Source organism: Halovivax limisalsi (assembly GCF_023093535.1).
GTDB lineage: Archaea > Halobacteriota > Halobacteria > Halobacteriales > Natrialbaceae > Halovivax > Halovivax limisalsi.
The window spans coordinates 1,480,059-1,503,459 of sequence record NZ_CP095757.1 but is presented as its reverse complement, the minus strand read 5'-3'; the positions used below and the strand labels follow the sequence as shown (position 1 = coordinate 1,503,459).

Here is a 23,401-nt window from a genome sequence, read left to right as displayed (position 1 = left end):
CATGCTCGAATCCGTCCGCCCGCGGACGATCGTTCGCACCCTCGTCGGCGTGACCTGGCTCCTCGTCGTCCTCACGGGCTGGGTCGTCGGCCTGAGTCTCGTCTTCCTCGCGACCGGCTGGCCGCGCGTCGCGTTCTACGCGCTGCTCGTCGGCGGCGCGATCGCATTCGCGATCGTCGGCGACCCGCTCCGCTGGCGGTGACGGGGCCTCGACGATGGCGCGCGGCGTCGGCGACGTCCAGGGAGACCGGCCGCGCGACTGCGCCGGTCGCTCACGCGAGGACGGTTTCGAGCCGGTCGATCAGCTCCGCGTTGCCGACGTGCAGCGGGACGCGGTCGTGGAGGTCGTCCGGCTCGACCGAAAGCAGCGACCGGCTGCCGTCCGAAGACCGGCCGCCGGCGGTCTCGACCAGGTGGCCGATGGGGTGGCCCTCGAACTGGAGCCTGAGTTTGCCGCGCGGACTGCTCTCGAGCGCCGGGTAGGCGAAGATCCCGCCGTAGGTCAGCACCTGGTTGACGTCGCCGATCATCGCCCCGCCGTAGCGCAGTTTGTGCGACGGGTCCGATTCGACCTCGCCGGCGAAGGCCGCGAAGTCCTCGGGCCAGTCGGGGACGCGCCCGCCGAAGCCGTAGACGAGCGGCTCGTCCGGGATCGTGACGTCCGTCTCGACGACGGTTCGCTCGTCGCCCGAGAGTTCGTACTTCGTGACGGTGCCCTCGCGGGCCAGCGCCATCGTCGTGATGGGGCCGTAGAGCACCCAGCCCGAGGCGACGATCGCGGCGCCGGCCGCCGGGAGGGGCTCGTCGTAGACGGCGAAGACCGTCCCCATCGTGTTGTTCGACTCGAGGTTCGACGAGCCGTCGAGCGGGTCAACGGCGACGGCGACCGCATCGGGATCGGCCGCCGAGCCGCCGCAGTCGACGACCTCCGCGCGCTCCTCGCTCGCGTACTCGGCGACGCCGTCGATCGCCGAGAGGCGCTCCTCGAGCAGGTCGTCCGCGTAGACGTCCGCCTCGGCCTGGACCTCGCCGCTCGGATTCTCCCGGTCGGCTTTGCCGCGCCGGCCCACCAGGCCCGCTCGGATGTCGCTCGCGGCGTCCGCGACGGTGTCGACGACCGCGTCGATCGTCGCGGCGCGGTCGTCCGCGCCGCCGTCACCAGCCGCGCCGTCGCCGTCCGCACCGCTGTCCGCCCGTCCGGTATCGCCGGTCGCGCCGTCGCCGTCCGCGCCGCTGTCCGCCCGTCCGGTATCGCCGGTCGCGCCGTCGCCGTCGCGCTCGCTCATTCCTCCAGCGCGGCGTCGGCGGTCTCGCCCTCGTAGATGACCTTCTCGAGGGCGTCGAGCAGCCGGGCCGGGTCCTCGCGCTGCCAGACGTTGCGGCCGACGGCCAGGCCCTTCGCGCCGGCGTCCATCACGGCCTCGACGGTCGAGAGGAACTCGTAGTCGGAGGTCTTCGAGCCCCCGGACATGATGACCTTCACGTCGCCGGCGCACTCGACGGCGTGGGCCATCGCCTCCTTGCTACCGGGGTGCTTGACCTTCGCCACGTCGGCGCCGAGTTCCAGCGCCAGTCGGGTCGCGTAGGAGATGGTCGAGGGCTTGGTGTCGTTCTTGATTCCCTGGCCGCGCGGGTAGGACCACATGACCATCGGGAGGTCGTACTCGCGGCCGGCCTCCTGGGCGTCACGGAACTCCTCGACCATCTCGATCTCGTTGTTCGACCCGCCGTAGACGGTGAAGCCGAGCGCGTCGGCGCCGAGTTCGGCGGCGTACTCGACCGAGCAGTTGACCGCCGAATCCGGTTCGCCCATCCAGAGGTTCGAGGTGCCGTTGAGCTTCAGGAGGAGGTTGACGTCGTCCTCGTAACTCGGGTAGTACCCCTCCGCGATGCCCTTCTGGACGCCCATCGCGGTCACGGCGTCGTGAGTCGCCGTCTCGAAGACGGTCGAGGGGTCGAGCTTTTCGGGGACGTCCTCGAAGTCGACGGGGCCGTGTTCCAGGCCGTGATCCATCGCGAGAATCAGCACCTTACCGTCGCGCGCGATCGGGGTATCGTCGATCGGAATCATCTGTTCGAGTGGTGCTACGGACGGATATTTATCTCTGGTGGTCCGGGTCGCGACGGCCCCGTCGATCGCTGAACGGCGGTCGGCGTCACGCCGTCGGGACGCCACGCCCCCGCCGAGATACGTCGCCCGTTCGTCGCGTCGGCCGTCGATCGACGCGGCGGGCCAGAACGATTCGGCGATCGGCGAACCGTCACAGCCGGTTCGAGACCGGAATGGGGTTTTGTTCGGTGCTCGTTATACGCCATTGCAGTTAATAATATTAGAAATATATTGTTGTAAGCCACACCGATTGGTTATCAGTGGATAAATTAACTAATATTATAAAGAATATTAATATCAAATAACTTATGTGTGGGAGCGTGGACCGGGTGATTGCGGTGTCATCACCCGAAGAGACAATGAGCACACCAACCCAATCCGCGGCCGATCCGTTGGAACAGTTACAGAACAAGTGGTACAACGCGCTGACGACCGGGCTCGAACTGGACGAGCAGTCGTTCCAGATCGTGGAAGCGTCGGAGCCGATCGAAGCGACCGCTGACCTGTGGGCGACGGCCGACGGCATCCCGCCGGAAAGTACGACGCAGGTCTTCACTCAGTCGGGCTACGACAGTTTCTACGACCTGTACCGAAACCGTCTGCTCTACAGCCTCAAACCCGACGAGACGGACTGGACGGAGTACGTCACCGAGGACGACGTCAAAAGCTGGAAGCAGTACCAGCAGAAACACCGGCACGCCTACTTCAAAGACCCCGTCACCACGTTCGAGCGGTGGGCCACGCTGAACCTCGTCGGCTCGACGCAGACCAACGCCGTCGAGGCGTTCCGGCAGACGATGCAGACCAGCCCGATCATGACGGCGCTACAGTCGCTCAGAAACCCGCACTACTACGAGAACGGTGACGCCGACTCCGGAACGCCGAAATACTCGGACACGTACGACGAGATCAGGTCGAAACTCGCTGACGGGTCGAGCTACTCGTTCACGTTCGACAGCGAGGAACAAAGCGGTAGCACGAAGGACTGCTGGTCCTCCTCCGGCAAGGACATCTTGGGACTGATCGTCGACCGGCACTCGGAACACCACCTGTCGAAGACGTTTAGCGAGTCTCGGGTGCAGGCAAACGCCTCCTTCGACAGCGTCGTGACCGTCCCGATCACGGCCGGCGGGTGGTACAATGCCGCCGCGCTCGAACTGGCTCTCAAGCACGAAGAGAGCGTCTGGCGGACGGGCGACGGCTACGCGACCTGGGACGAACTCTTCGGCGACGACGGGGCGATGCAGCGTCTCGTCACCGACCTCGTCGTCACCGCGGGCGTCGACGTGACGATCACCTCGGACGCGTCCTACTCCGCGGAACAGCAATCCGAGATCAAGGACTACGAGAAGAAGGGGCTGTGGCCCTTCTACCGAACGTCCAGCTCCGATCGCGTCAAGACGTCCACGAGCTTCGACGCCCAGGGACACATGGAAGTGCACTTCCAGTCGCCGTCTGACGTGCCGTTGCTTCTGGGCGTCAACGTGCAGTCGGTCGAATCGCTGTTCGACTGACGGGGTCCCGAACGGATTGGGGTGTGGAACGAGCCGAATAGGCGCCATTCGGGTTCCACCCGGCTGGGTCATTTCGGCCGACGCGTCTCGGTCCGGTCCGCTGGGACCGCCTGGCCGACGCGGATCGGTCGGTCCGCCACCGCCGGCGCGATATTTTTATCGATCGACAGTCGATCGTGGCACATGGCATCGACGACCCACCGGTGTGTCTGTGGTGCCGAACTGCGCTATCGACAGGATCTCGAAAAGGACGACAGCGGCGTCTATCCCACCTGGAAGTGCAAAGACTGTCTGACGCCGATCCCCGGGACGGTGGGCGAGCAGCTCAAGCACCAGCATCCCTCCTGAACGGGGCGTCCCTGCTGCGACCGATCCGCGGCTCGACGTCAGCGTACCAGCGGCATGTTGTAGCTCGTCTCCAGTTCCATCACGGCCTCCCACGTTGCCTCGCACGCACACGACACCTGCTCGAAGACGGAGGGGTCCTGCCTGAGGTCGAAGTCCTTGATCGCCTTCTGGACGAGATCGTCACACTCCGTGCAGTTGTGCGGCCCCCGGTCCGAGCCGTGGCCGACGGGGTCCGAGACGACGATTGCGTCGACGTCCGCGGTCGCCTCGAGGACGTGCGCGACCGACCAGAGCCACGGCGGGCGGTAGCCGTCGTCGAAGTACAGCTCGTCGACCATCGTGTAGCGCTGGACGTTACAGGGGTTCATCGAGACGGTGTGACAGCCCGCGACGTCGGCACAGCGCTCGATCGAGTCGATCATGTCCTCGACGGCCTCCGACTCCGCGAGGAAGGGCGGCTTCAGCAGGAGGTAGGCCTTGACGCCGGCCGAGGCGCGGCCATCGGCGTCCGCATTCGCGGCCCCGCCGGCGTCATCGTCCGCCGTGACGGTCCCCGCGTCCGCCTCCGCGCTCGCCGCGGCGGCCTCGGCGCAGGCGGCCTCGAAGTCCGCGAAGTCGAAGTACTTGTTCACGCAGTCGTGGCGGACGCGATCCGTGGCGGTCTCCAGGCCGATCGCGACGTCCGTGTCGAGGCCGTACCGGGTGAAGTCGGCGATCTTCTCCCGGTCGACGAAGTCGGGCAGGGATTCGACGACGATGCGCTCGCGGTCGGCGAACGTCTCCGCGATGGCCCGGCGGGTCTCCGCTCCAACTTCGCGCTCGTCGAGGAACGACCCGGAGGTGTAGATCTTGATCAGGTCGGCGGGTTCGTCGGCGTTTTCGGCTTCGTGGTCGAGGCAGACGTCGATCTGGTCCAGCAGCGCATCGTGGCTGACGCTGCCGCCGTCGACGCTCTCTGCGACGTACCCGCACATCGTACAGCCGCCCGCGCGGGCCCACCGACAGCCCCCGGTGTTGAGGATGATCGTCAGGCTCTCCTTGACGCCGTCGGGCGTGTTGTCCTCGTCAAGCCAGACGCGCGTGGGTTCGTGGGGATCGTAGCTCGCCTCCTTGCGCGAGCGGATCTCGCGCATCACCTGGTTGTGGGCGTCCATGCCCTTCCCCTGCTCGTAGACCTCGGGCGTGGGGTGACTCATTGTCGGGATAAACGCCCCGGCGCGTATAGCCGCTTCGTCTCGGCGGGTATCGGACGGGCAGCAGCTCCATCGTCGACAGCCCCGCGTCGTCGGCTCACCGCCCCGGCGGTCCCGCCTCCGGCTCAGTGTCGGTCGCCTACCTCGGCAGTCGAACCTCGCGGCTGTCGCGAGCCCCGCAGCTCCGGCACTCGCGCTCGTACCGGACGGAGCGACCGCTGGCGCGAACGGTCCACCGGCCGTCGTCCTCGCTGCCACAGGCGACGCAGCGGGACTCGGACTCGTAGGTCCGTCGAAGGCGCTCGAACGGGCTGATCGTGTCTCCAATAGACATGTGGTATCATACCACATGGGGCGGATTAATACTGTCGCCGGCAATCGCCCGGCTCGGTCGAAGACGGTTCCAGACGGCGGACGGCGAGCCCCAGACGCGGGCGACGAACGGTCCGCAGGGCAGCCCGTCGCGGCACGGTCGTCGAGCGACTCGTCCGACTCCGATGGATCGCGTGGTGATCCGACGGCCACACCGCGATCGAGGCCGGTACGGGCCGATTACTCCCGTCAGGAGCGTGATCGGTCGACTGGAGGGTCGGCGGTATTTATGTGTCCGTCCGTGGCGAACCGGCGTATGTTCGAAACAGTCCCGCTCACGGTCGGCGACGGTGGATTCCTGTACTGGGCCATCGTGTTCTTCGTCCTCGCGCTCGTTGCCGCGGCGATCGGCGCGCGCGGCGTCGCCGGCATCTCGATGGAGATCGCCCGGATCTTCGTGTTGGTGTTCATCGTTCTCGCGATCATCGCGCTGTTGCTCTGAGGCGGGAATCGGGCCTGCGTGCGAGGAACGGGCCCGCGCCGACGGCCGGTTCGCCGAGGCGGCCGGTCTCGACCCGCTCGGCCACCGAAGGCGCGCGCCGTCTCCAAGCGCCATTTCCGGGGCCCACAGCCATCGTGCGGGCTGTTATCGGGCCACAATTGTTTAGGTCGTGCTCACCCGAATTCGAGTCGACATGAGCCGTCACGTCTCCGGGATATTCCTCGACGGCTCCCGGACGCGCGAGGACCTGTTCGACTCGCTTCGATCGCCGACGCGGTCGATCGAGTCGGCGTCGAGTCCGGAGGCGGTCACCGCGCGGCTCTCCGACGGAGCGGTCGACGTCGTCGTTACCGGTCCGTCCACGTCGTCGGACGCGATCGAAGCGGTCCGCTCGGCCGACCGGTCTGTTCCCATCATCGCGCTGCTGGACGACGAAACGCGACCGGACGAGGCCCTCGAGGCCGGTGCGACCGACTGTCTCACTCTCGCGGCCGACTCGGCGACGACGGCGGCACTGCTCGACCGTCGCATCGCCGCGGCGCTCGATCGAACCGACGGAGCCGACCGGGACGCCGATGGTGACGGTCGGACTGCCCACGTCGGGGCGCTCGCCGCGCTCCTCGAGGACGAGGACGCCGTACTCGGCGTCTTCGACGCGGACTACCGCCACGTCACCGTCGTCGGGACCGCCCTGACCGACGGACTGGACCCGGCAACGCTCGAGGGACGGACCCTCGTCGGCGCGTCGATCGATCCGAGCGTCGAACCGTACGTTCGAGCGGCGTACGCGGACGCGCTGTCGGGCGAGGAACGATCGGCGGAGTTCGTGATCGACGACCGGCCGGTTCGCGTTCGAACGCGGCCGCTGCCGGGGTCGCCCTACGGCCTCGTCAGGATCGAACCGGTCACCGGCGTCGAGGCGAAGTCGGACGATCGACTGGACACCCGCGAGCGGATCGATCGACTCCGGGCGATCAGTCGCGAACTCGACGCCCACGACGACGACGTCGAGCGCGTCTGCGAGTACGTCGTCGAACGCGTCTCGGACCTGCTCGATTTCGAGGCGTGCGTCATCGCAGACGCCGAGGGCGAGACGTTCGAGGTGCTGGCGGCGACGGCCGCCGAGCCCTACGCCGACGCGGGGCCGCTCTCCACGGCTGACGGGATCGCCGGGCGGACGGTCGCGGAGGACCGGACGATCGTTGTCGACGACGTCCACGAGGAGTCGGCGACCGCGGCGACCAACCCGGCGTATCGATCCGCGATCTCGATCCCGATGGGCGAGACGGGCGTCTTCCAGGTCCTGGCCACCGAACCCGACGCCTACTCCGAGATCGATCGCCAGCTCGCGGAACTGCTGGTCGTCCACACCGCCCACGCGATGGCCCGGGTCAGGTTCGAGGGGGCGCTGACGCTCGAGCGCGATCGGTTCGCCGCGCTGTTTCAGAACATCCCGGACGCGGCGATCACGTACGTCCTCGAGGACGGCGAGCCCCGGATCGAGTCGGTCAACTCGGCGTTCGTCCGGCTGTTCGGGTTCGAGCCCGAGGACGCCGTCGGCGAATCAGTGCGGGATCTGCTCGTCCCGGCCGAGGCGGACGAGGACGCCGCGTCGCTGTACGAGGCCGTCGAGGACGGCGATCGGGTCGACGCGGAGGTCACCCGGCGGACGATTCACGGCACCGCCCCGTTCCTGCTCAGGAGCGTTCCGGTCCAGTCCGACGACGATCGCCAGCGCGGCTACTTCATCTACACCGATATCTCGACGCTCGTCGAGCGCGAGCGCGAACTCGAACGCCAGAACGAGCGCCTCGATACGTTCGCCTCGATCGTCAGTCACGACCTGCGCAATCCGCTGTCGGTCGCCGAGGGCTACCTCGACACCGCCATCGACACCGGCGACCTCAAGCACCTCGACGTCGTGGGGGAGGAACTCGATCGCATGCACAGGATGATCGAGGACCTCCTGACGCTCGCGCGCGAAGGCGAAGCCATCGGGGAGCTCGAACCCGTCGCGCTCGAAGACGTCGTCCGACAGGCGTGGGACGGCGTCGACACGGCCGACGGGACGCTCTCGGTCGATTCGCTGCCGGACGTCCAGGCCGATCGGGCGCGGGCGCGCCAGCTCTTCGAGAACCTGTTCCGCAACGCCGTCCTCCACGGCGGCGACACGGTCTCCGTCGACGTCGGGACGTTCGACGGCGGCGTCTACGTCGCCGACGACGGCCCCGGCGTCCCGGACGATCTGAAAGACGAGATCCTCGAGATGGGCGTCTCCACGGCGAAGGGCGAGGGCGGCACCGGCTTCGGCCTCTCCATCGTGACCCAGGTCGCCGAGGGCCACGGCTGGGACGTCGCGGTGGCCGACAGCGGGAGCGGCGGCGCTCGCTTCGAACTCCGCCTGGATCCGGCCGCTGACGGGGCGGCCGCGCCGGAGACGGCCGATTCGGACGACGACGTCGACGCGTCCGATCGGACGCCGGAGCCGAGGCGCTCGCGATAGCGCCGGTCGTCCCAGTGTGGCCGGTAGCGATGCGCTGGCCCCCGACGAGTCGACCGGATCGGCCCGGTTGAAGCCATCACAGGTATACTGGTCGACCACCTTCCGGGCGTATGGTCGCGATCGAGGTGATCGACACGACGATCCGCGCGACCGACCGCGTCGACAACGTCGTCGAGGTCGAGACGGTCGGGTGGGACGAGATCGCCCCCGCACACGCCTTCTCGAAACAGGTCGACGGCCGAATCGGCGGACGCGTGACGGCGATCACGGTTCCGGCCAGTTTCGCGCAGATCAACACGTACGAAGACGGTGAACTCGGTCGTCCACAGCCGATCCATCCGGAGGAGACGCCGATGGAGTGTGCCGATCGCGCGGTGCTGTTGGGCGAAGGGGTGATCTCGGTCTCCGTTCGGTTCGACCGACCGGGCACCATCGACTTCGAGGACGAGGGGTCGGTTACCATCTCGTTCGAGCAGCCGACCCCGGTGACGGTCGGGTTCGAGAGCCGCGTGTCCTACCCGCGCCACACCGTCACCGTTCCGCGAACGACCGACGGCGTCGCCGCCGCGATCTCGTACTTTTCGTCCGCGGTTCGGCAGGACGCACCCCATCGATCGGCCGATCCCAACCGGCGCCATCCGCCGCGGCTGACCTACGGCGACGGCTACGACGTCCCGGAAGCGGTCAGGACGAACGTCGCCGAGACCGGGCTCGAACTCGTCGTCCCCGATGAGCTCGCGTTCCTCTTTCCGGCGGCCCCGCTCGCGTACTATCTCGGCGCTCGCGTCGTGGTCGAGGCGGGCGACAGGGCGCACCTTCGGACGGACGAGGGCGACGTGCTCGCCGAACTCGGGGCCCTCCCCGCCTATCAGTACGAGATCGCCCGGTTGCTCCGTCGGGTCTTCCTGATCGAGTGTCTGGTCCGGTACGACCAGGTGGCCAGCGCCGATCCGGCCGAGCTACCCCTGGTCGATCAGCTCTCGTTCGACCCGGCGGCCTACGTCGAGGCCTCGGATATCGAGCGCGTTCGAACGTGCCTCGGCCTCGAGTTCGACCGGGTGAGTCGCGCGCTCCCGGAGTGGCACGCCGTGAGCTTCGTCGAGCCGACGTTGGCGCACGCGCGAGGACTGCCGTACCTGGTTCGGGACCTCTCGGCCGTCATGCTCCCCGACGCCGCTCCCGGCCGAGAGCGAGACGGCGCCCACGAGACCCACCGAACGCGCCACGCGGCGATGCCGGCGCGTGCACTCGACGGCGGACCGCACGGCGCGGCGCTGGCCTGGCTGGGCGAGGACGACCCGCCCGACGAGACCCTGTACGTGCCGACCGTCGAGAGCTACGAATCGGCGACGCGCTATCTCGATCGCCAACCCGAGACGGATCGGGTGGTCGTCGTCTGTACCGACGACGATCGCCGATCGGCCGCCCAGCTGGGCGCCGAGCTGCTGGACCAATACGGCCCCGATACCCTCGCGATCGACGTCCATCACGGGCTCACGCGCGCCGAGCTTCGCGATCTGTTCGAGGCCGACGTCGACCTGCTCCACGTCGTCGGCGACGTCGAGGGTGGGATCGCGTGTGCCGACGGAGTGCTCGACCCGACCGACGTCGGCCGGTCGAACGCCCGCGTCGTCTTCCTCGACGGCCCTGATGGTTTCGAGACGGGACGCGCCTGCGTCCAGAACGGGAGCGTGGCCGGCATCGTCCGCGACGGATCGACGGCTGCGGCCGATAGGGCAGCCAGGACGCAGCTCTTCGGGTTGCTCGCGCGCGGCTGTACGATCGACGAAGCGGTCAGGTACGCGCCCGGGCCGACGCCGGGCACGCCGTTTCGCGCCCTCGGCGACGCGGTCGTCCAGGTAACCCAGTCGATGAAGCTTTACTGTACGCTGGCGACGGTCGAATCCCTGGGCGTCGACCGATTCCGGGTGTGCGCTCACCAGTACATACCCAAGGCGGGTTTCATCTGGCGACCCGGGGTGGAGGACGTCCCGGCGAGGTTGTGCGCGCAGCCGTTCGAGTTCACGACGACGGGCACCCAGCTCGCGGGCCTCGTCGCGTCCGAGGACATCATTCCGATCGTCGACGGCGAGATCCGGTGGACCGTCGCTGACGAACCGTTCTATCCGTTCGTGTAGGGATCGACGGCATTCTCAGGCTATCTCCGCTGTCTACGCCGCCATCCGGGACCAGCCACGAGGGCGGCCGTGGCCACCCGAAAGCCAGCAGACGTATACTGGTCGAACGCCATCGACGCGCATGGTCGCGATCGAGGTGATCGACACGACGATCCGCGCGACCGACCGCGTCGACAACGTCCTCGAGGTCGAGACGATCGGGTGGGACGAGATCGCCCCCGCACACTCCTTCCCGATGCAGGTCGACGGACGAATCGCCGGTCGCGTGACGACGCTGTCGACATCCGCGAGCTTCGCCCAGCTGGCCGGGCTGGAGGAGGACTCGATTCGCGATCGGCAGCCGATCGAAGAGGGAATGGACGCGATCGAGCCGACCCACTCGTCGTCGCTCCTGTCGGTCGAATCACCGGTCAACGTTCGGGTTCGGTTCGACGGGCCGGCCCGGATCACCTTCGACGACGGACTCCTCGAACTCTCGTTCGAGCAGCCGACGCCGGTCACGCTCGGGTTCGAGAGTAGCGTCACGTATCCCCGACACACCGTCACCGTCCCGGAGACGATCGAGGGCGTCGCCACCGCGATCTCGCAGTTTTCCTCGTCGGTCCGCGATACCACGCCGCGGCGCTCCGCGAACGCCAGCCAGCGCCACCCGCCGCGCGTGGCGTTCGACGACCGCGTCGATATTCCCGAGGCCGTCGAGAGCCACGTCCCGGAGACCGGGCTCGAACTCGTCGTGCCGCAGTCCCTCGGCTATCTCCTCCCGGCGGCGCCGCTGTCGTACTATCTGGGGTGTCGAGTCGTGACCGAAGCCGTCGACGGCGGGCGGATCCGAACCGACGACGGCGAGTCCGTCGTCGACCTCGGTTCGCTTCCCGCCTACCAGTACGAGGTGGCCGCGCTGCTCCGTCGCGTCTTTCTCGTCGACAGCCTCGTCCGCTACGACCAGCTCTCGACGATCTCGCCGGCGGAACAGGACCTGCTCTCGCAGCTCTCGTTCGACCCGGCGGCGTTCGTCGACGCGTCCGACGTCGAGCGACTCGAGACCTGTCTGGCGCTGGATTTCGGTGGCGTGAGCGAGGCGCTCCCCGAATGGCACTTCGTGAGTTACGTCGAACCGACGTATCAAAATGTCCAATCGTTACCGTACCTCGTCCGGAACCAGTCGATCGTCATGCTCCCCGACGCCGCCCCCGGCCGGGTCGATCCGGACGGGCCCCACGGCACTCGTCGAGTCGCGCCCGAATCGGTCCCAGCGCGCGCGGTCGACGGCGGTCCCCACGGCGCGGCGCTGGCATGGATGAGCGAGGACGCACCGCCCGACGAGTCGCTGTTCGTCCCGGTACTCGAAGCCTACGAGAGCGCCACTCGGTACCTCGAACAGTGGACCGAGGCCGAGCGCGTCGTGGTCGTCTGCACCGACGACGGTCGACGCGAGACCGCCCGGGCGAGCGCCGACCTGTTCGCGGAACACGGGCCGGACGGCGCGGACGTCACGGTCCGAACCGACGTCCCCCGCGACGACCTGCGAGATCTGTTCGAAACGGGCGGCGACTTGCTTCACTTCGTGGGCGACGTCGCGGACGGGTTCGCGTGCGACGACGGGACGCTCGATCCGTCGACGATCGAGCGATCGAACGCGCGCCTCGTGTTTCTCGACGGGCCGGGCGGGTTCGAGGCGTGCCGGTCGTGCATCCGGGCGGGGAGTCTGGCGGGGATCGCCCGGGATCGGTCGTCGAACGCGCCCGAGCCGGCCGATCGGGACCGACTGCTCGGCCTGCTCTCGCGCGGGTTCACCGTCGACCAGGCGACCCGGTACGCCGGCGGCCCCGACGAGACGGCCGCGTTTCGCGCCCTCGGCGACGCGTTCGCCCAGCTCACCCAGCCCGACATGCTGTACACGGCGCCGGCGACGGTCGACTCCGCCGGCGTCGATCGCCTCGACGTGCGCGTCTTTCAGTACATCCCCAAGGCCGGATTCATCTGGCACTCCGGTCTCGAGGACGATCCGCCCGAGATGTGCGCCCAGCCGATCGAGTTCACGACCACGGGCCCGGAGTTTTCGAACGTCGTCGCCGCGGAGGGCATCATCCCCATCGTCGACGGCGAGGTCCACTGGCAGCCCGATCGAGACCCGTTCTACCCGTTCGTCTGAGTCGAGCCGACGACGTCAGGCGGTGAGTGCTCCGACGGATCGGCGGTGATCCGGCGACGGTCATCGGGGTCGCTGTCGACTATCGGCGGAGCCACTATCGTCCTCAGCGGGCGGGGTCACCGTCAGTCCTCCCGCTCGTTCGTGCAACCGCCCGGAGGCCTGCTACCTACCGCTCCACCGACGGGCCGGGCTGTCGGTAATTGTCCTTCGGTATCAGAATTCATAAACATCTGTTCGAATACCGTTGGTTGATGTTCGATAGATAGAAATATTATCCCCCGCGCAGCATTTTCGAGCGAATGTCACCCACAGTGACTCGACGACGGTTGCTCGAAGCGAGTGGCTCAGCCGGAATCGTCGCTCTCGCAGGTTGTATCAGCGGTGACGATGAAGACGGGTCTGACGGCGACGGCGGCAGTGACAACAGCTCCGACGACGAAAACAGCACCGATGTCGGAGGGGATACCGACGGTGAAGATGGCGACGACGGCGGAGACGGCGGCTCCGAGGCGCGGCTCTCCTGGCACGCCGGCGGGACCAGCGGGACTTACTATCCGCTCTCGAACGAGATCAAGACCGTCGTCGAGGACGCTACCGACTACACGTTGACCGTCCAGTCGACGGGTGCGAGCGTCGAGAACGTCGGCAGCCTCTCGCAGGGCAACGCCGACTTCGCGCTCATCCAGAACGACATCGCCTCGTTCGCAGTGAACGGAACCGGCATCGAGGCGTTCCAGGGCAACGCGATCGAATCCCTCCGGGGCGTCGCGACGCTGTACCCGGAGACGATCACGGTCGTCACGCTCGCGGAGAACGACATCAGTTCGCTGTCGGACCTGAGCGGCGCGACGATCAACACCGGCGACCTCGGGTCTGGAACGCAGGTCAACGCCCTGCAGATCCTCGAGACGGTCGGTATCTCCGACTTCGAGGAACAGAACGCCAGCTTCTCGCAGGCCTCCGACCAGCTCGCGAACGGCGACATCGACGCGGCGTTCGTCGTCGGCGGCTGGCCGGTCGGCGCGATCGAGGACCTCGCGACCAGCCACGACATCGAGATCGTCCCCATCGACGGCGAGAACCGCGAGGCTATCATGGAAGACGCCGAGTGGTTCGCCGAAGACACCATCCCCGGCGGCACCTACGGCGGCGTCGATTCGGACGTCGAAACAATCGCCGTCCAGGCGATGATCGCCACGCACGCGGACGTCTCGGCCGACACCGTCGAGACGGTGACGGCGGCCATCTTCGACAACCTCGACGAACTCTCGATCAAGACCGACTTCATCTCGGTCGACAGCGCCCAGGACGGCATGTCCATCGATCTCCACGAGGGCGCCGCGGCGTACTTCGACGTCTGAGCCGCGGGCCCGAACCTCGAACAGCCGCCACCGTCGCGATCGGTCGCATCGACCGCCAGTCGAGCCGGTCCGACGGTCGTGCCGACCGTCCCCGTTCCGCAGACAGGACCGCAATTCATCCGTCACCCAGCATGGTTTCGCTCACTCGTCGACGCGCGCTCGCCGCGCTCCTCGTCGCGGCCGTCCCGCTCCCGGCCACGGTCGCCGCGCTGGTCCCGGCCCAGCGACGCCTCGTCGTCGAGGACCAGGAGACGGGCGAGCGATACCTCAGCGAACCGGTCGCGGACGGGAGTACGGTCGGCCTGGAGTACACCCACAGCGTCGAGAAATCCCGCGTCTACGACGTCTACCGCGTCGACGGTGACCGCCTCCTGCAGGTCCGGATGGAGTTCGAGTCCTACGGCTGGGGACTCCCGACGAGCGCGAACGTCACCATCGTCGACGGAACCTTCGTTTACGAACCCGACGAGCCGATCGTCGAGCTCCGCCGCCTCGCCGTCTCGCCGGGCCGGGTCGCCGGCCACACCCTAGTCGTCGACGGCCGCCGCCACGACCTGGTCGCGGCCACGGACGGCCGCGACGTCACCCTCTCCGTCGAGCGATCGTCCCTCCTCGAACGGTATCTATGACCACGAGCGACGACACGAACGACGACGAACCGACCGACGCAGGCGCCGACAGAGACGAACCCGGCGACGGGTCGAGCGACGAGGTCTCGCCAGTGGACGCGAACGAGCTGGTCGACGAGATCGAACGGCGGCGGTCGCTCAGGGGTGTCGCCACCATCCTCGTCTCCGCGATCGGGATCCTGTTTTCGATCTTCCAGCTGTTCCTGGCCGCGCGCAGCACCACGTTCTCGATCCCGATCGTGACGCTCGACGGCTGGCGACCCGCGATGGCCTCCTGGGACGTCTCGCTGCAGCTCCTGCAGGCCAACGCGGTGCACGTTTCGTTCGCGCTCGTGCTGACGTTCCTGCTGTTTCCGGCCAGTACGGGCGACGGGATCGTCGTGCGGACCCTGGGGCGGATCGTCCCCGCGGCGACCCGGACACTGGGTGCGACGAGCCCGGTCACCCGACTGCTTACGGCGGGCCGTTCCGGCGTCCGCTGGCTCTTCCTCGATCCCGACCGCGATCGCGTGACGCCGTTCGACCTGACCTGCATCGTCGGGTCGGTTCTGCCGACGATCTACCTCCTGACCGAGTTCGCGGAACTCAACAATACGATGCGGGTGTTCGGGCTCACGGCCGGACGGCCCGTTACCGAGGTGTACCCGGCGCTCGAGCCGATCCTCGGCGGCGTTCCGATCGTCGGCGGGACGTCCTACGCTTTCCTACTGGGAGTCGTCGGCGTCCTGCTCGTTCTGGAGGCCACTCGCCGAACGCTCGGCCTGCCGCTCATGCTCATCGTGGCGACCTTCATCGTCTACGCGCGCTGGGGCTACCTCATCGACGTGGAGACGCCACTCGTGGGCGTCCTCGCGATCGACGGGCTGACCTGGCCGCAGATCGTTCAGAATCTCTGGTACAACACGGAAAACGGCGTCTTCGGGATTCCGGTGACGGTCTCGGTGCGGTACATCTACATCTTCATCCTCTTCGGCGCCGTCCTGGAGATGAGCGGCGCCGGACAGTGGTTCATCGATCTCGCCTACGCGGCGACGGGCAAGCGCAAGGGCGGGCCGGCGAAGGCGAGCATCCTCTCGAGCGGCTTCATGGGGACGATCTCGGGCTCCTCGATCGCCAACACAGTCACCACCGGCGCCTTTACCATCCCGCTGATGAAGCGCTCGGGTTACTCACCGGAGTTTTCCGGCGGGGTCGAATCCTCCGCCTCGTCCGGCGGGCAGATCCTCCCGCCCGTGATGGGCGCCGCGGCGTTTCTCATGGTCCAGTACACGGGGACGCCGTTCAGAGATATCATCCTCGTCGCGACGATCCCCGCGATCGTCTTCTTCGTCGGCGTCTGGGTGATGGTCCACTTCAAGGCCGTCAACGAGGGGATCGGCGGCGTCGCGGCCGACGATACCGTGCCAGTCTGGGCTCACCTGAAACGGGGCTGGTTCTACCTCGTCCCGATCGTCCTCCTGCTGTACTACCTCATCATAGAACGCCTCTCCGTCGCGCGCTCGGCGTGGTTCACCATCGTCGCCCTCGTCGCGCTGATCGCCCTCGTCGCGGCCTACAGCGAGGAGACGCGCGGGCTGCTCGTCGCGATCTTCGCCGCCGTCCTCGGCGTCGAACTGGCGAGTTACGTCGGCGCCGGCGTCTCCGTCCTCGGCCTGCTCGCCGGCGACGGGGGTGCCGGGCTGTCCGTCGGCGCGGCGCTCGACGTCGTCTTCGTCCGACTCGACTGGTACGCCATGCTCGCGGGCGTGCTGACGCTACTGTTCCGTCCCGGCACGGACTCGTCGTTACTCTCGCTCGATCCCGCGGTCCAGCGGTCCGTCGACTCGCTCGACGATCGGACCGGCCGCAGCCTGCGAACCAACCAGCCGTTTCGATTCGGCACCTTCGTCGTCAAATCGATGGACGAGGGCGCCCGGACGGCCGTCCCGGTCGTGATCGCCGTCGCGGCCGCCGGCATCATCCCGGGCGTGATCAGCGTCACCGGCCTCGGCCCCAACCTCACGTCGTTGCTGCTGACGCTCTCGGGCGGTTCGATCGTCGTCATGCTCGTCGTGACGGCGATCGCCAGCATCGTCCTCGGCATGGGGATGCCGACGACGGTCACCTACATCATCCTCGTCTCGATGCTCTCCTCGCCGCTCACCGAGTTCGGCCTCCCGCTGCTGGCCGCGCACCTCTTCATCCTCTACTTCGGCGTCATCGCCGACATCACGCCGCCGGTCGCCGTCGCCGCCTACGCCGCCAGCGGGGTGGCCAAGTCCGAACCGTTCGAGACGGGCGTCAAGGCGTTCTCGCTCTCGCTCAACAAGGCGATCGTTCCCTTCGCGTTCGTCCTCACGCCCGGGATCGTCCTCCTGCGCGAGAACGCGAACGCCGCCGAGCTGGACCCCGGCGAGCGCTATCGCGTGGTCGGATTCAATGACCTCGCGGAACTGTCCTACTCGATCCCTGAAATTCTCATCCCCGTGATCGGCGTCTTCCTCGGCGTCGTCGCGCTCGGCGCGACCGTCATCGGCACGCTGTACACGGCCGTCTCGTCGGTCGACCGGGCCGGCTTCGCCCTCGGGTCGGTGCTACTCATGGCACCGGGGCTCCTCTCGACGACCGGCTTCGATCTCCTCGAACTGGCGGGCGTGACCGTCTCGGTCGACGCCCTCCTGCTCGATCTCACGCTTCGCGCCCTCGGATTCGTCCTGTTCGTGGCCCTCGTCGCGAAGAATCGCCGCGAGGCGACGGACCGGAGCGACGTCCCCCGGCCCGCGGCGGGGTGACCCGCGGGGGAAGCACCTGCCGTCCGACGAATTTATCCCCGTCGCGATGCCCGGGAGCCGGACGAGCGACGCCGTCCTCACCACCGCCAGCGTCGGATCGATCTCGTCGGCGGACGCGTCACCAGATCCACCAACGTCGTGGCCTCCCCAAATGGAACATATTTACGCTGTCGGCCCTGCACCTGCGTATTTCGGCATATCGGGGAACCCCGGAGATCGGCTCCCCCGGAATATTCGATATCGCGTTATGAGATATAACATATAAGCAGGGTCGACACGGCACCGCCAGCGGGCGGTATCGGAAAATCGGAACACGGTCACCGTCGCTTAATATTCTGGCCGTCCAACCGGTAGGCGTGATCGTCGACGAGCGCGTCCTCGCCGAGGAGTTCGTTCCGAGCGAGGTGGTCCATCGCCACGAGGAGGTCTCGCTCCTCTCGGAGGCCGTCGAGCCGCTGGTCTCCGGCGGGCGGGCGGATCCGGCCTTCTGCTTCGGGCCGACCGGCGTCGGCAAGACCTGCATCGCCCGCTACACGATGGAGCGCCTGACCGAGAAGCGCCCCGCGATCCGGGTCGCCTACGTCAACTGCTGGCAGGCCTACACCAGGTTTCGCGTCCTCCACCGCCTTCTCGAGGCGGTCGACCGGGCCTACGACGTCCACCGCTCGACGGCGAAGGACGAACTGTTCGGTCGGCTTCGGGCCGCGGACGACGCGCCGATCGTCGCCATCCTCGACGAGGTCGACCAGCTCGAGGAGAGCGAGGTTCTGTACGACGTCCACCGGCTCCCCCACGTCTCGGTCGTCCTCGTCGCCAACCGCGAGGAGGAACTCTTCGCGCGCTTCGACGACCGCGTCCGATCCCGGTTTCGCGCGGGCACGCGCGTCACGTTCGACCGCTACGGCGTCGACGAACTCGTCGCCATTCTCGCCGAGCGCGTCCGGCAGGGCCTCCAGCCCGACGCGGTCGCCGACGACCAGCTCCGCCGCATCGCCGACGCCGCGGCCGGCGACGCTCGCGTCGCGATCGGCATCCTCCGGTCGGCCGCCACCCGCGCCGCGGCACGCGGCGACGAACGCCTTACCGACGACCTGCTGGACGACGCCATTCCCGACGCCCGCAGCGCGATCCGACAGAAGACCCTCGAGAGTCTCCCCGCCCACCAGCGAACGCTCTACGACGTGATCGCCGAGCGCGGCGAGACCGAACCCGGCGAGCTCTACGAGACTTACGAGGAACGCGTCGACGACCCCAAAACCCGACGGACGGTGCGCAACTACCTGACGAAGATGGCCCACTACGACCTCGTCGAGGCCACCGGCGAGAAACGCGGCCGGACGTACCGGACCGTCGAGGCGCGGCCGACCGAATCGAACTGAGCCGAGAACCACGACCCCCTCGGCGGCATCCAACTTGTTCGGTCGGCAGTGGCCGGGCCGTCGATCGACGGCATCGGATCGTTCGGAACAGCGACCGTCGAACCGTCCGATCGGTCGCGCAGACGAATCATGATCCGAGCGACCGGTATCGGATCGGTCGTGCGATACTCGGTCGAACGGGCCACGATACCTGACGGACCGACCGGAAACGGACGGCGCTCGCACGCCGGACGAGTTCGAACTCGGACCGCGGGAGAGCGACGATCGCCGGGTGAGCGAACGGACCCGTGGCGATCGCTCGATCGCGCCGTAGGGGCGCCGACGCCGCCGGCTTCGCGATGCCGCCGCCCGAGCGAGCATTCGTCCTCTCTCCTGCTCGACCACGAGGTCGAATCCGACGCCTCCACGACCGATCGGACGAACTCGAAGCGACGACCGCGGCGACGACGCCGGCGACGAGGGGCCCAGTGTGACTGGAATCGCCAGCGAGGACGGAGACGAGTGCGGAGCCGGTGCTGGACGACGGGTACGAACCGGTGCCGTCCGTCGCCGGTCCGCCCGAGGCGCTGGACGCGCGTCGAGCGACGCTGCGAGCTGATCCGAAGGGCCGGACGCGTCGATCGGGAGCCGATACATCACATTACGCAATACGAAACGGGGGTCGGCACTCGAGCCGGTGCTCAGGGGCGTTCGAACGAACCGGCGAGGATCGGACGCTGGCGCTCGTTCACCGCCACGAGCGGGCGCCGCGGCCGAACGCGGGACGCGACGCGTCGACGGGCGAACGGCGGCGAAGCCGTCGGTCGGAGCGGAGGCGTCGACGCGGTCGAGCGACGAGTCCCCGCCGGTCGCGCCGGGGAGGCTCCGCCTGTTCGACGCCGACTTCGAGACCGATTCGGGCCCGACTACGACGTCGCGTCCTACACCGGACACTCGTCCGCGCGGCCGAGAGCGTCGTCTCGTCGCTCGGCTGGGGTCGCGAGCGGATCCGACGTCCGTGCCGACGAACGGTCAGTCCTGTCCGCAGGCGGTGATCGCGGGCACGAGGACGAAATAACTGTCCTATAAACTATTAATTGAAGGTAATAGCTTCCGTAATATATATGTGAGAGACGAATATAGATCGAACAGGCTATGCGAAAAGATAGTAATCACGGGTACGAACGGCGATCCATCCTGAAGGCCGCCGGTGCGATCGGTGCGACGGTCGGTATCAGCGGCATCACCGTCGCGACACCGGGTCGCGAACCGAAGCCGCGGGAGAATGAACTGCTCGTCGGCTACGCCGAGGGTATCGGACTCGACAGTGCACGATCGATCATCGAGGACGCGATTCCGGCGGACGCCGCGGTCGTCCACGAGAACGACGTGATCAGGTACGTGGCCGTCGAGTTCCCCGACGCGGACGACGCGGAACTCCGGACCCAGCGCGGGCGCCTGGAAGGGCGAGACGGGATCAGGTACGCGGATCGCAACCGCGCGGTCTACGCCTACGACGTCCAGCCGAACGATCCGCGCTTCGACGAGCAGTACGCGCCCCAGCAGGTCAACGCGCCGGACGCCTGGGAGACGACGATGGGCTCGACCGACGTGACGCTCGCGGTTCTCGACACCGGCGTCGAGTACACTCACGAGAACATCGAGGCGCGCTTCGGTGACGATCCCGGGTACGACTTCGGAGACGACGACGAGGATCCGGCCCCGGGGCCCAACGAGGACCACGGGACGCACGTCTGTGGCTGCGCCGCCGCGACCATCGACGACGGCGTCGGGACGGCCGGCATCGCGAACTGTCGTCTGATCGCCGGACGAGTTCTCGGCGGCGTTGGCGGCGGGATGGACGCGGTCGCAGACGGCATCCAGTGGGCGGCGGACGAAGGAGCCGACATCATCAACATGTCTCTCGGGTCGGACTTCCCGAACGGGGCGATCGAGGACGCGCTCGCCTACGCGCTCGAAAACGACACGTTGCCGATCGCCGCCGCCGGGAACGAGGGAACGGAACACACCGGCTACCCGGCCGCCTACGAGGACTGCATGGCGATCTCGGCGCTCAACGAGCAGGAAGAGCTCGCGGATTTCTCGAGTTACGGCCCCGCGATCAACCTCGCGTCGCCGGGCGCGCAGGTCCTCTCGTCGGTCCCCGGCGGCGGCTACGAGCGCTTCTCGGGGACGTCGATGGCCTCGCCCGTCGCCGCCGGCGTCGCCGCGCTCGGCAAATCGGCCCACCCGGATCTCTCGGCCCAGGAACTCTGGGACAGACTCGAAGAGACCGCCGTCGACATCGGCCTGCCCGAAGACCACCAGGGATCCGGCCGCGTCGACGCCGCCAACATCGTCGAGGGCGGTGGCGGCGAGTGTAGCGGCGAGACCGAGACCACCACCGAGTCCGGGTACCTCGCCTGGTGGAACGACCGCGAGGACTACACCTACGCCACGACCACCGACAGTCCCTGCGGGATCGACATCGAGCTCGAGGGTCCCGGCAGCTTCGCGAACTACGACCTCTACGTGACCTACGACGGACGCACTCCGACGACCGGCGACTACGACGACCGCTCTGCCGGCTCCGGCCCCGACGAGGCCATCTCCGGCAGCCTCTCCGGAACCACCGACGTCGGCGTCCTCGTCCACGCCGCGGAGGGCTGGGGGAGCTACGACCTCACCATCACCGAACAGGGCCAGAGCTGAGTCACGCACAGGTCCTCGTGAGAAGCGCCTCGGCGTCTCGCGCCGGCCAGCGAATTTCTTGGGCCCGCCGTCTAGAGCGAGAGCCGATCAAGCGTAACGGCCCCATACTAAAATACAAACTTTTCAGAAGTTATTTAATGATGCAATAGGTACTGATATTACAGTCATGGGAGAAGATGACAGACACGGCTTCGACCGACGATCGGTACTAAAGGCGGCCGGCGCGGTCGGCGCAACGGTCAGCCTGGGCGGCGTTACAGTCGCGACGCCGGGGCGCGAGCCCGGTCCGAAGGAAGACGAGATCGTCGTCGGAACGAACGACGGCGTCTCGATCAAGCGCGCGCGGGCGACGATCGAGTCGACGATCCCGAACGACGCCGCGGTCGTCCACGAGAACGACGTCCTCGACTACGCGGCAGTGAAGCTGTCCGACGACAGCGCGGGAGCGATGCGCACCGTCATCGATCAACTCGAGCGCCAGCCGGACGTCGCCTACGCCGAACGCAACGAGACTTGGCACGCCTTCGCCGAGGAGCCCAACGACCCGCGATTTAGCGACCAGTACGCCCCGCAACTGGTCAACGCGCCGACGGCCTGGGACACGGAGATGGGCTCGATGGACGTCACCATCGCGGTCATCGACACCGGTGCCGACTACACGCATCCCGACATCTCCGACCGGTTCGGGGAGAACAAGGGCTACGACTTCGTCGACGGCGACGGGGATCCGGCGCCGGTTGGCGGCAGGATGCACGGCACGCACGTCAGCGGCTGTGCGGCGGCGACGACCGGCAACAACGAGGGCGTCGCAGGCATCTCGAACTGTCACCTGATCTCCGGGCGGGTCCTCGGCCCGAACGGCGGCTCCGTAACCGACATCGCCGACGGGATCCAGTGGGCGGCCGACCAGGGCGCCGACATCATCAACCTCTCGCTCGGTGGTGGCGGTGGCAGCGAGACGGGTCGCAGCGCGATCAACTACGCCTACAACAACGGCACGCTGCCGATCGCGGCGGCGGGCAACGACGGCGGTCCGGTCTCCTATCCGGCGGCGTACCAGAACTGCCTGGCGGTTTCAGCGATCGACGAGAGCGAGAACCTCGCGAGCTTCTCGAACCGCGGTCCGGAGATCAACGTCGCCTCGCCAGGCGTGGACGTGCTCTCGTCGGTCCCCGACGGCGGCTACGATACGGCCTCGGGGACGTCGATGGCCTCGCCCGTCGCCGCCGGCGTCGCCGCGCTCGGCAAATCGGCCCACCCGGACCTCTCGGCCCAGGAACTCTGGGACAAACTCGAAGAGACCGCCGTCGACATCGGCCTGCCCGAAGACCACCAGGGATCCGGCCGCGTCGACGCCGCCAACATCGTCGAGGGCGGTGGCGGCGAGTGTAGCGGCGAGACCGAAACTACCACCGAGTCCGGGTACCTCGCCTGGTGGAACGACCGCGAGGACTACACCTACGCCACGACCACCGACAGTCCCTGCGGGATCGACATCGAGCTCGAGGGTCCCGGAAGCTTCGCGAACTACGACCTCTACGTGACCTACGACGGACGCACTCCGACGACCGGCGACTACGACGACCGCTCTGCCGGCTCCGGCCCCGACGAGGCCATCTCCGGCAGCCTCTCCGGAACCACCGACGTCGGCGTCCTCGTCCACGCCGCGGAGGGCTGGGGGAACTACGACCTCACCATCACCGAACAGGGGCAGTCGTAACCGACGCGGCTGTCACGCTCCGTGCGGTCTCGAATCCGTCACAGTCAGTACTGGCCGAAGGCAGCGACCGTGTTCACG

At 67.7% G+C, this 23,401-nt stretch carries 17 protein-coding genes; 13 read left to right on the top strand and 4 right to left on the bottom strand.

The annotated features are described in order from the left end of the window. The first annotated feature begins 1 nt into the window (after position 1). Positions 2 to 202, top strand: a complete 201-nt coding sequence (locus MXA07_RS06765) for a DUF8119 family protein (protein ID WP_247731286.1) — start codon at positions 2 to 4, stop codon at positions 200 to 202. 70 nt (positions 203 to 272) lie between these two features. On the opposite strand, the gene MXA07_RS06760 is transcribed toward MXA07_RS06765, so the two are convergent. Beyond that, a complete protein-coding gene (locus MXA07_RS06760) occupies positions 273 to 1,286 on the bottom strand; it encodes a class 1 fructose-bisphosphatase (RefSeq protein ID WP_247731285.1) in 1,014 nt (337 codons plus the stop codon). Beyond that, positions 1,283 to 2,071, bottom strand: coding sequence for a class I fructose-bisphosphate aldolase (locus MXA07_RS06755; protein WP_247731284.1), 789 nt, complete (start codon positions 2,069 to 2,071; stop codon positions 1,283 to 1,285). Before MXA07_RS06755 ends, MXA07_RS06760 begins: the two co-directional genes overlap by 4 nt. A 398-nt stretch (positions 2,072 to 2,469) precedes the next feature. On the opposite strand from MXA07_RS06755, the gene MXA07_RS06750 reads away from it, so the two are divergent. Together MXA07_RS06750 and MXA07_RS06745 are read left to right on the top strand one after the other, a co-directional pair. Further along, positions 2,470 to 3,624: a hypothetical protein gene (locus MXA07_RS06750; protein ID WP_247731283.1), complete on the top strand. Its 1,155-nt coding sequence runs from the start codon at positions 2,470 to 2,472 to the stop codon at positions 3,622 to 3,624. A gap of 183 nt (positions 3,625 to 3,807) precedes the next feature. Continuing rightward, positions 3,808 to 3,972: a hypothetical protein gene (locus MXA07_RS06745; RefSeq protein ID WP_247731282.1), complete on the top strand. Its 165-nt coding sequence runs from the start codon at positions 3,808 to 3,810 to the stop codon at positions 3,970 to 3,972. A gap of 38 nt (positions 3,973 to 4,010) precedes the next feature. On the opposite strand, the gene MXA07_RS06740 is transcribed toward MXA07_RS06745, so the two are convergent. Beyond that, complete coding sequence (locus MXA07_RS06740; RefSeq protein ID WP_247731281.1) at positions 4,011 to 5,168, bottom strand: archaeosine biosynthesis radical SAM protein RaSEA; 1,158 nt, start codon at positions 5,166 to 5,168, stop codon at positions 4,011 to 4,013. A 136-nt stretch (positions 5,169 to 5,304) separates the two neighbouring features. Continuing rightward, positions 5,305 to 5,499, bottom strand: a complete 195-nt coding sequence (locus MXA07_RS06735; RefSeq protein ID WP_247731280.1) for an HVO_0649 family zinc finger protein — start codon at positions 5,497 to 5,499, stop codon at positions 5,305 to 5,307. Positions 5,500 to 5,793: 294 nt separating this feature from the next. On the opposite strand from MXA07_RS06735, the gene MXA07_RS06730 reads away from it, so the two are divergent. From MXA07_RS06730 to MXA07_RS06685, 10 genes are all read left to right on the top strand, one after another. Further along, the gene (locus tag MXA07_RS06730) at positions 5,794 to 5,979 is read left to right on the top strand and encodes a DUF1328 domain-containing protein (RefSeq protein WP_247731279.1); all 186 of its coding nucleotides are present in this window, start codon (positions 5,794 to 5,796) and stop codon (positions 5,977 to 5,979) included. Positions 5,980 to 6,172: 193 nt separating this feature from the next. Beyond that, positions 6,173 to 8,482, top strand: coding sequence for a sensor histidine kinase (locus MXA07_RS06725; protein ID WP_247731278.1), 2,310 nt, complete (start codon positions 6,173 to 6,175; stop codon positions 8,480 to 8,482). A 110-nt stretch (positions 8,483 to 8,592) separates the two neighbouring features. Further along, positions 8,593 to 10,620 (top strand): hypothetical protein, encoded by a 2,028-nt coding sequence (locus MXA07_RS06720; RefSeq protein ID WP_247731277.1) that lies wholly within the window; start codon positions 8,593 to 8,595, stop codon positions 10,618 to 10,620. A 121-nt stretch (positions 10,621 to 10,741) separates the two neighbouring features. Next, the gene (locus MXA07_RS06715; protein ID WP_247731276.1) at positions 10,742 to 12,772 is read left to right on the top strand and encodes a hypothetical protein; all 2,031 of its coding nucleotides are present in this window, start codon (positions 10,742 to 10,744) and stop codon (positions 12,770 to 12,772) included. Positions 12,773 to 13,071: 299 nt separating this feature from the next. Then, positions 13,072 to 14,133 (top strand): TAXI family TRAP transporter solute-binding subunit, encoded by a 1,062-nt coding sequence (locus MXA07_RS06710; RefSeq protein WP_247731275.1) that lies wholly within the window; start codon positions 13,072 to 13,074, stop codon positions 14,131 to 14,133. Positions 14,134 to 14,264: 131 nt separating this feature from the next. Further along, positions 14,265 to 14,762, top strand: a complete 498-nt coding sequence (locus MXA07_RS06705; protein ID WP_247731274.1) for a DUF1850 domain-containing protein — start codon at positions 14,265 to 14,267, stop codon at positions 14,760 to 14,762. After that, positions 14,759 to 17,533, top strand: a complete 2,775-nt coding sequence (locus tag MXA07_RS06700; RefSeq protein ID WP_247731273.1) for a TRAP transporter permease — start codon at positions 14,759 to 14,761, stop codon at positions 17,531 to 17,533. Before MXA07_RS06705 ends, MXA07_RS06700 begins: the two co-directional genes overlap by 4 nt. A gap of 356 nt (positions 17,534 to 17,889) precedes the next feature. After that, positions 17,890 to 18,912 (top strand): Cdc6/Cdc18 family protein, encoded by a 1,023-nt coding sequence (locus tag MXA07_RS06695; RefSeq protein WP_247731272.1) that lies wholly within the window; start codon positions 17,890 to 17,892, stop codon positions 18,910 to 18,912. Positions 18,913 to 20,046: 1,134 nt separating this feature from the next. After that, on the top strand, positions 20,047 to 21,603 hold the full coding sequence (locus MXA07_RS06690; RefSeq protein ID WP_247731271.1) for a S8 family serine peptidase: 1,557 nt from the start codon (positions 20,047 to 20,049) through the stop codon (positions 21,601 to 21,603). Positions 21,604 to 21,769: 166 nt separating this feature from the next. After that, positions 21,770 to 23,323 carry a S8 family serine peptidase gene (locus MXA07_RS06685; RefSeq protein ID WP_247731270.1) on the top strand — a complete coding sequence of 518 codons (1,554 nt, stop codon included), beginning with the start codon at positions 21,770 to 21,772 and terminating at the stop codon, positions 23,321 to 23,323. The last annotated feature ends 78 nt before the right edge of the window (positions 23,324 to 23,401 follow it).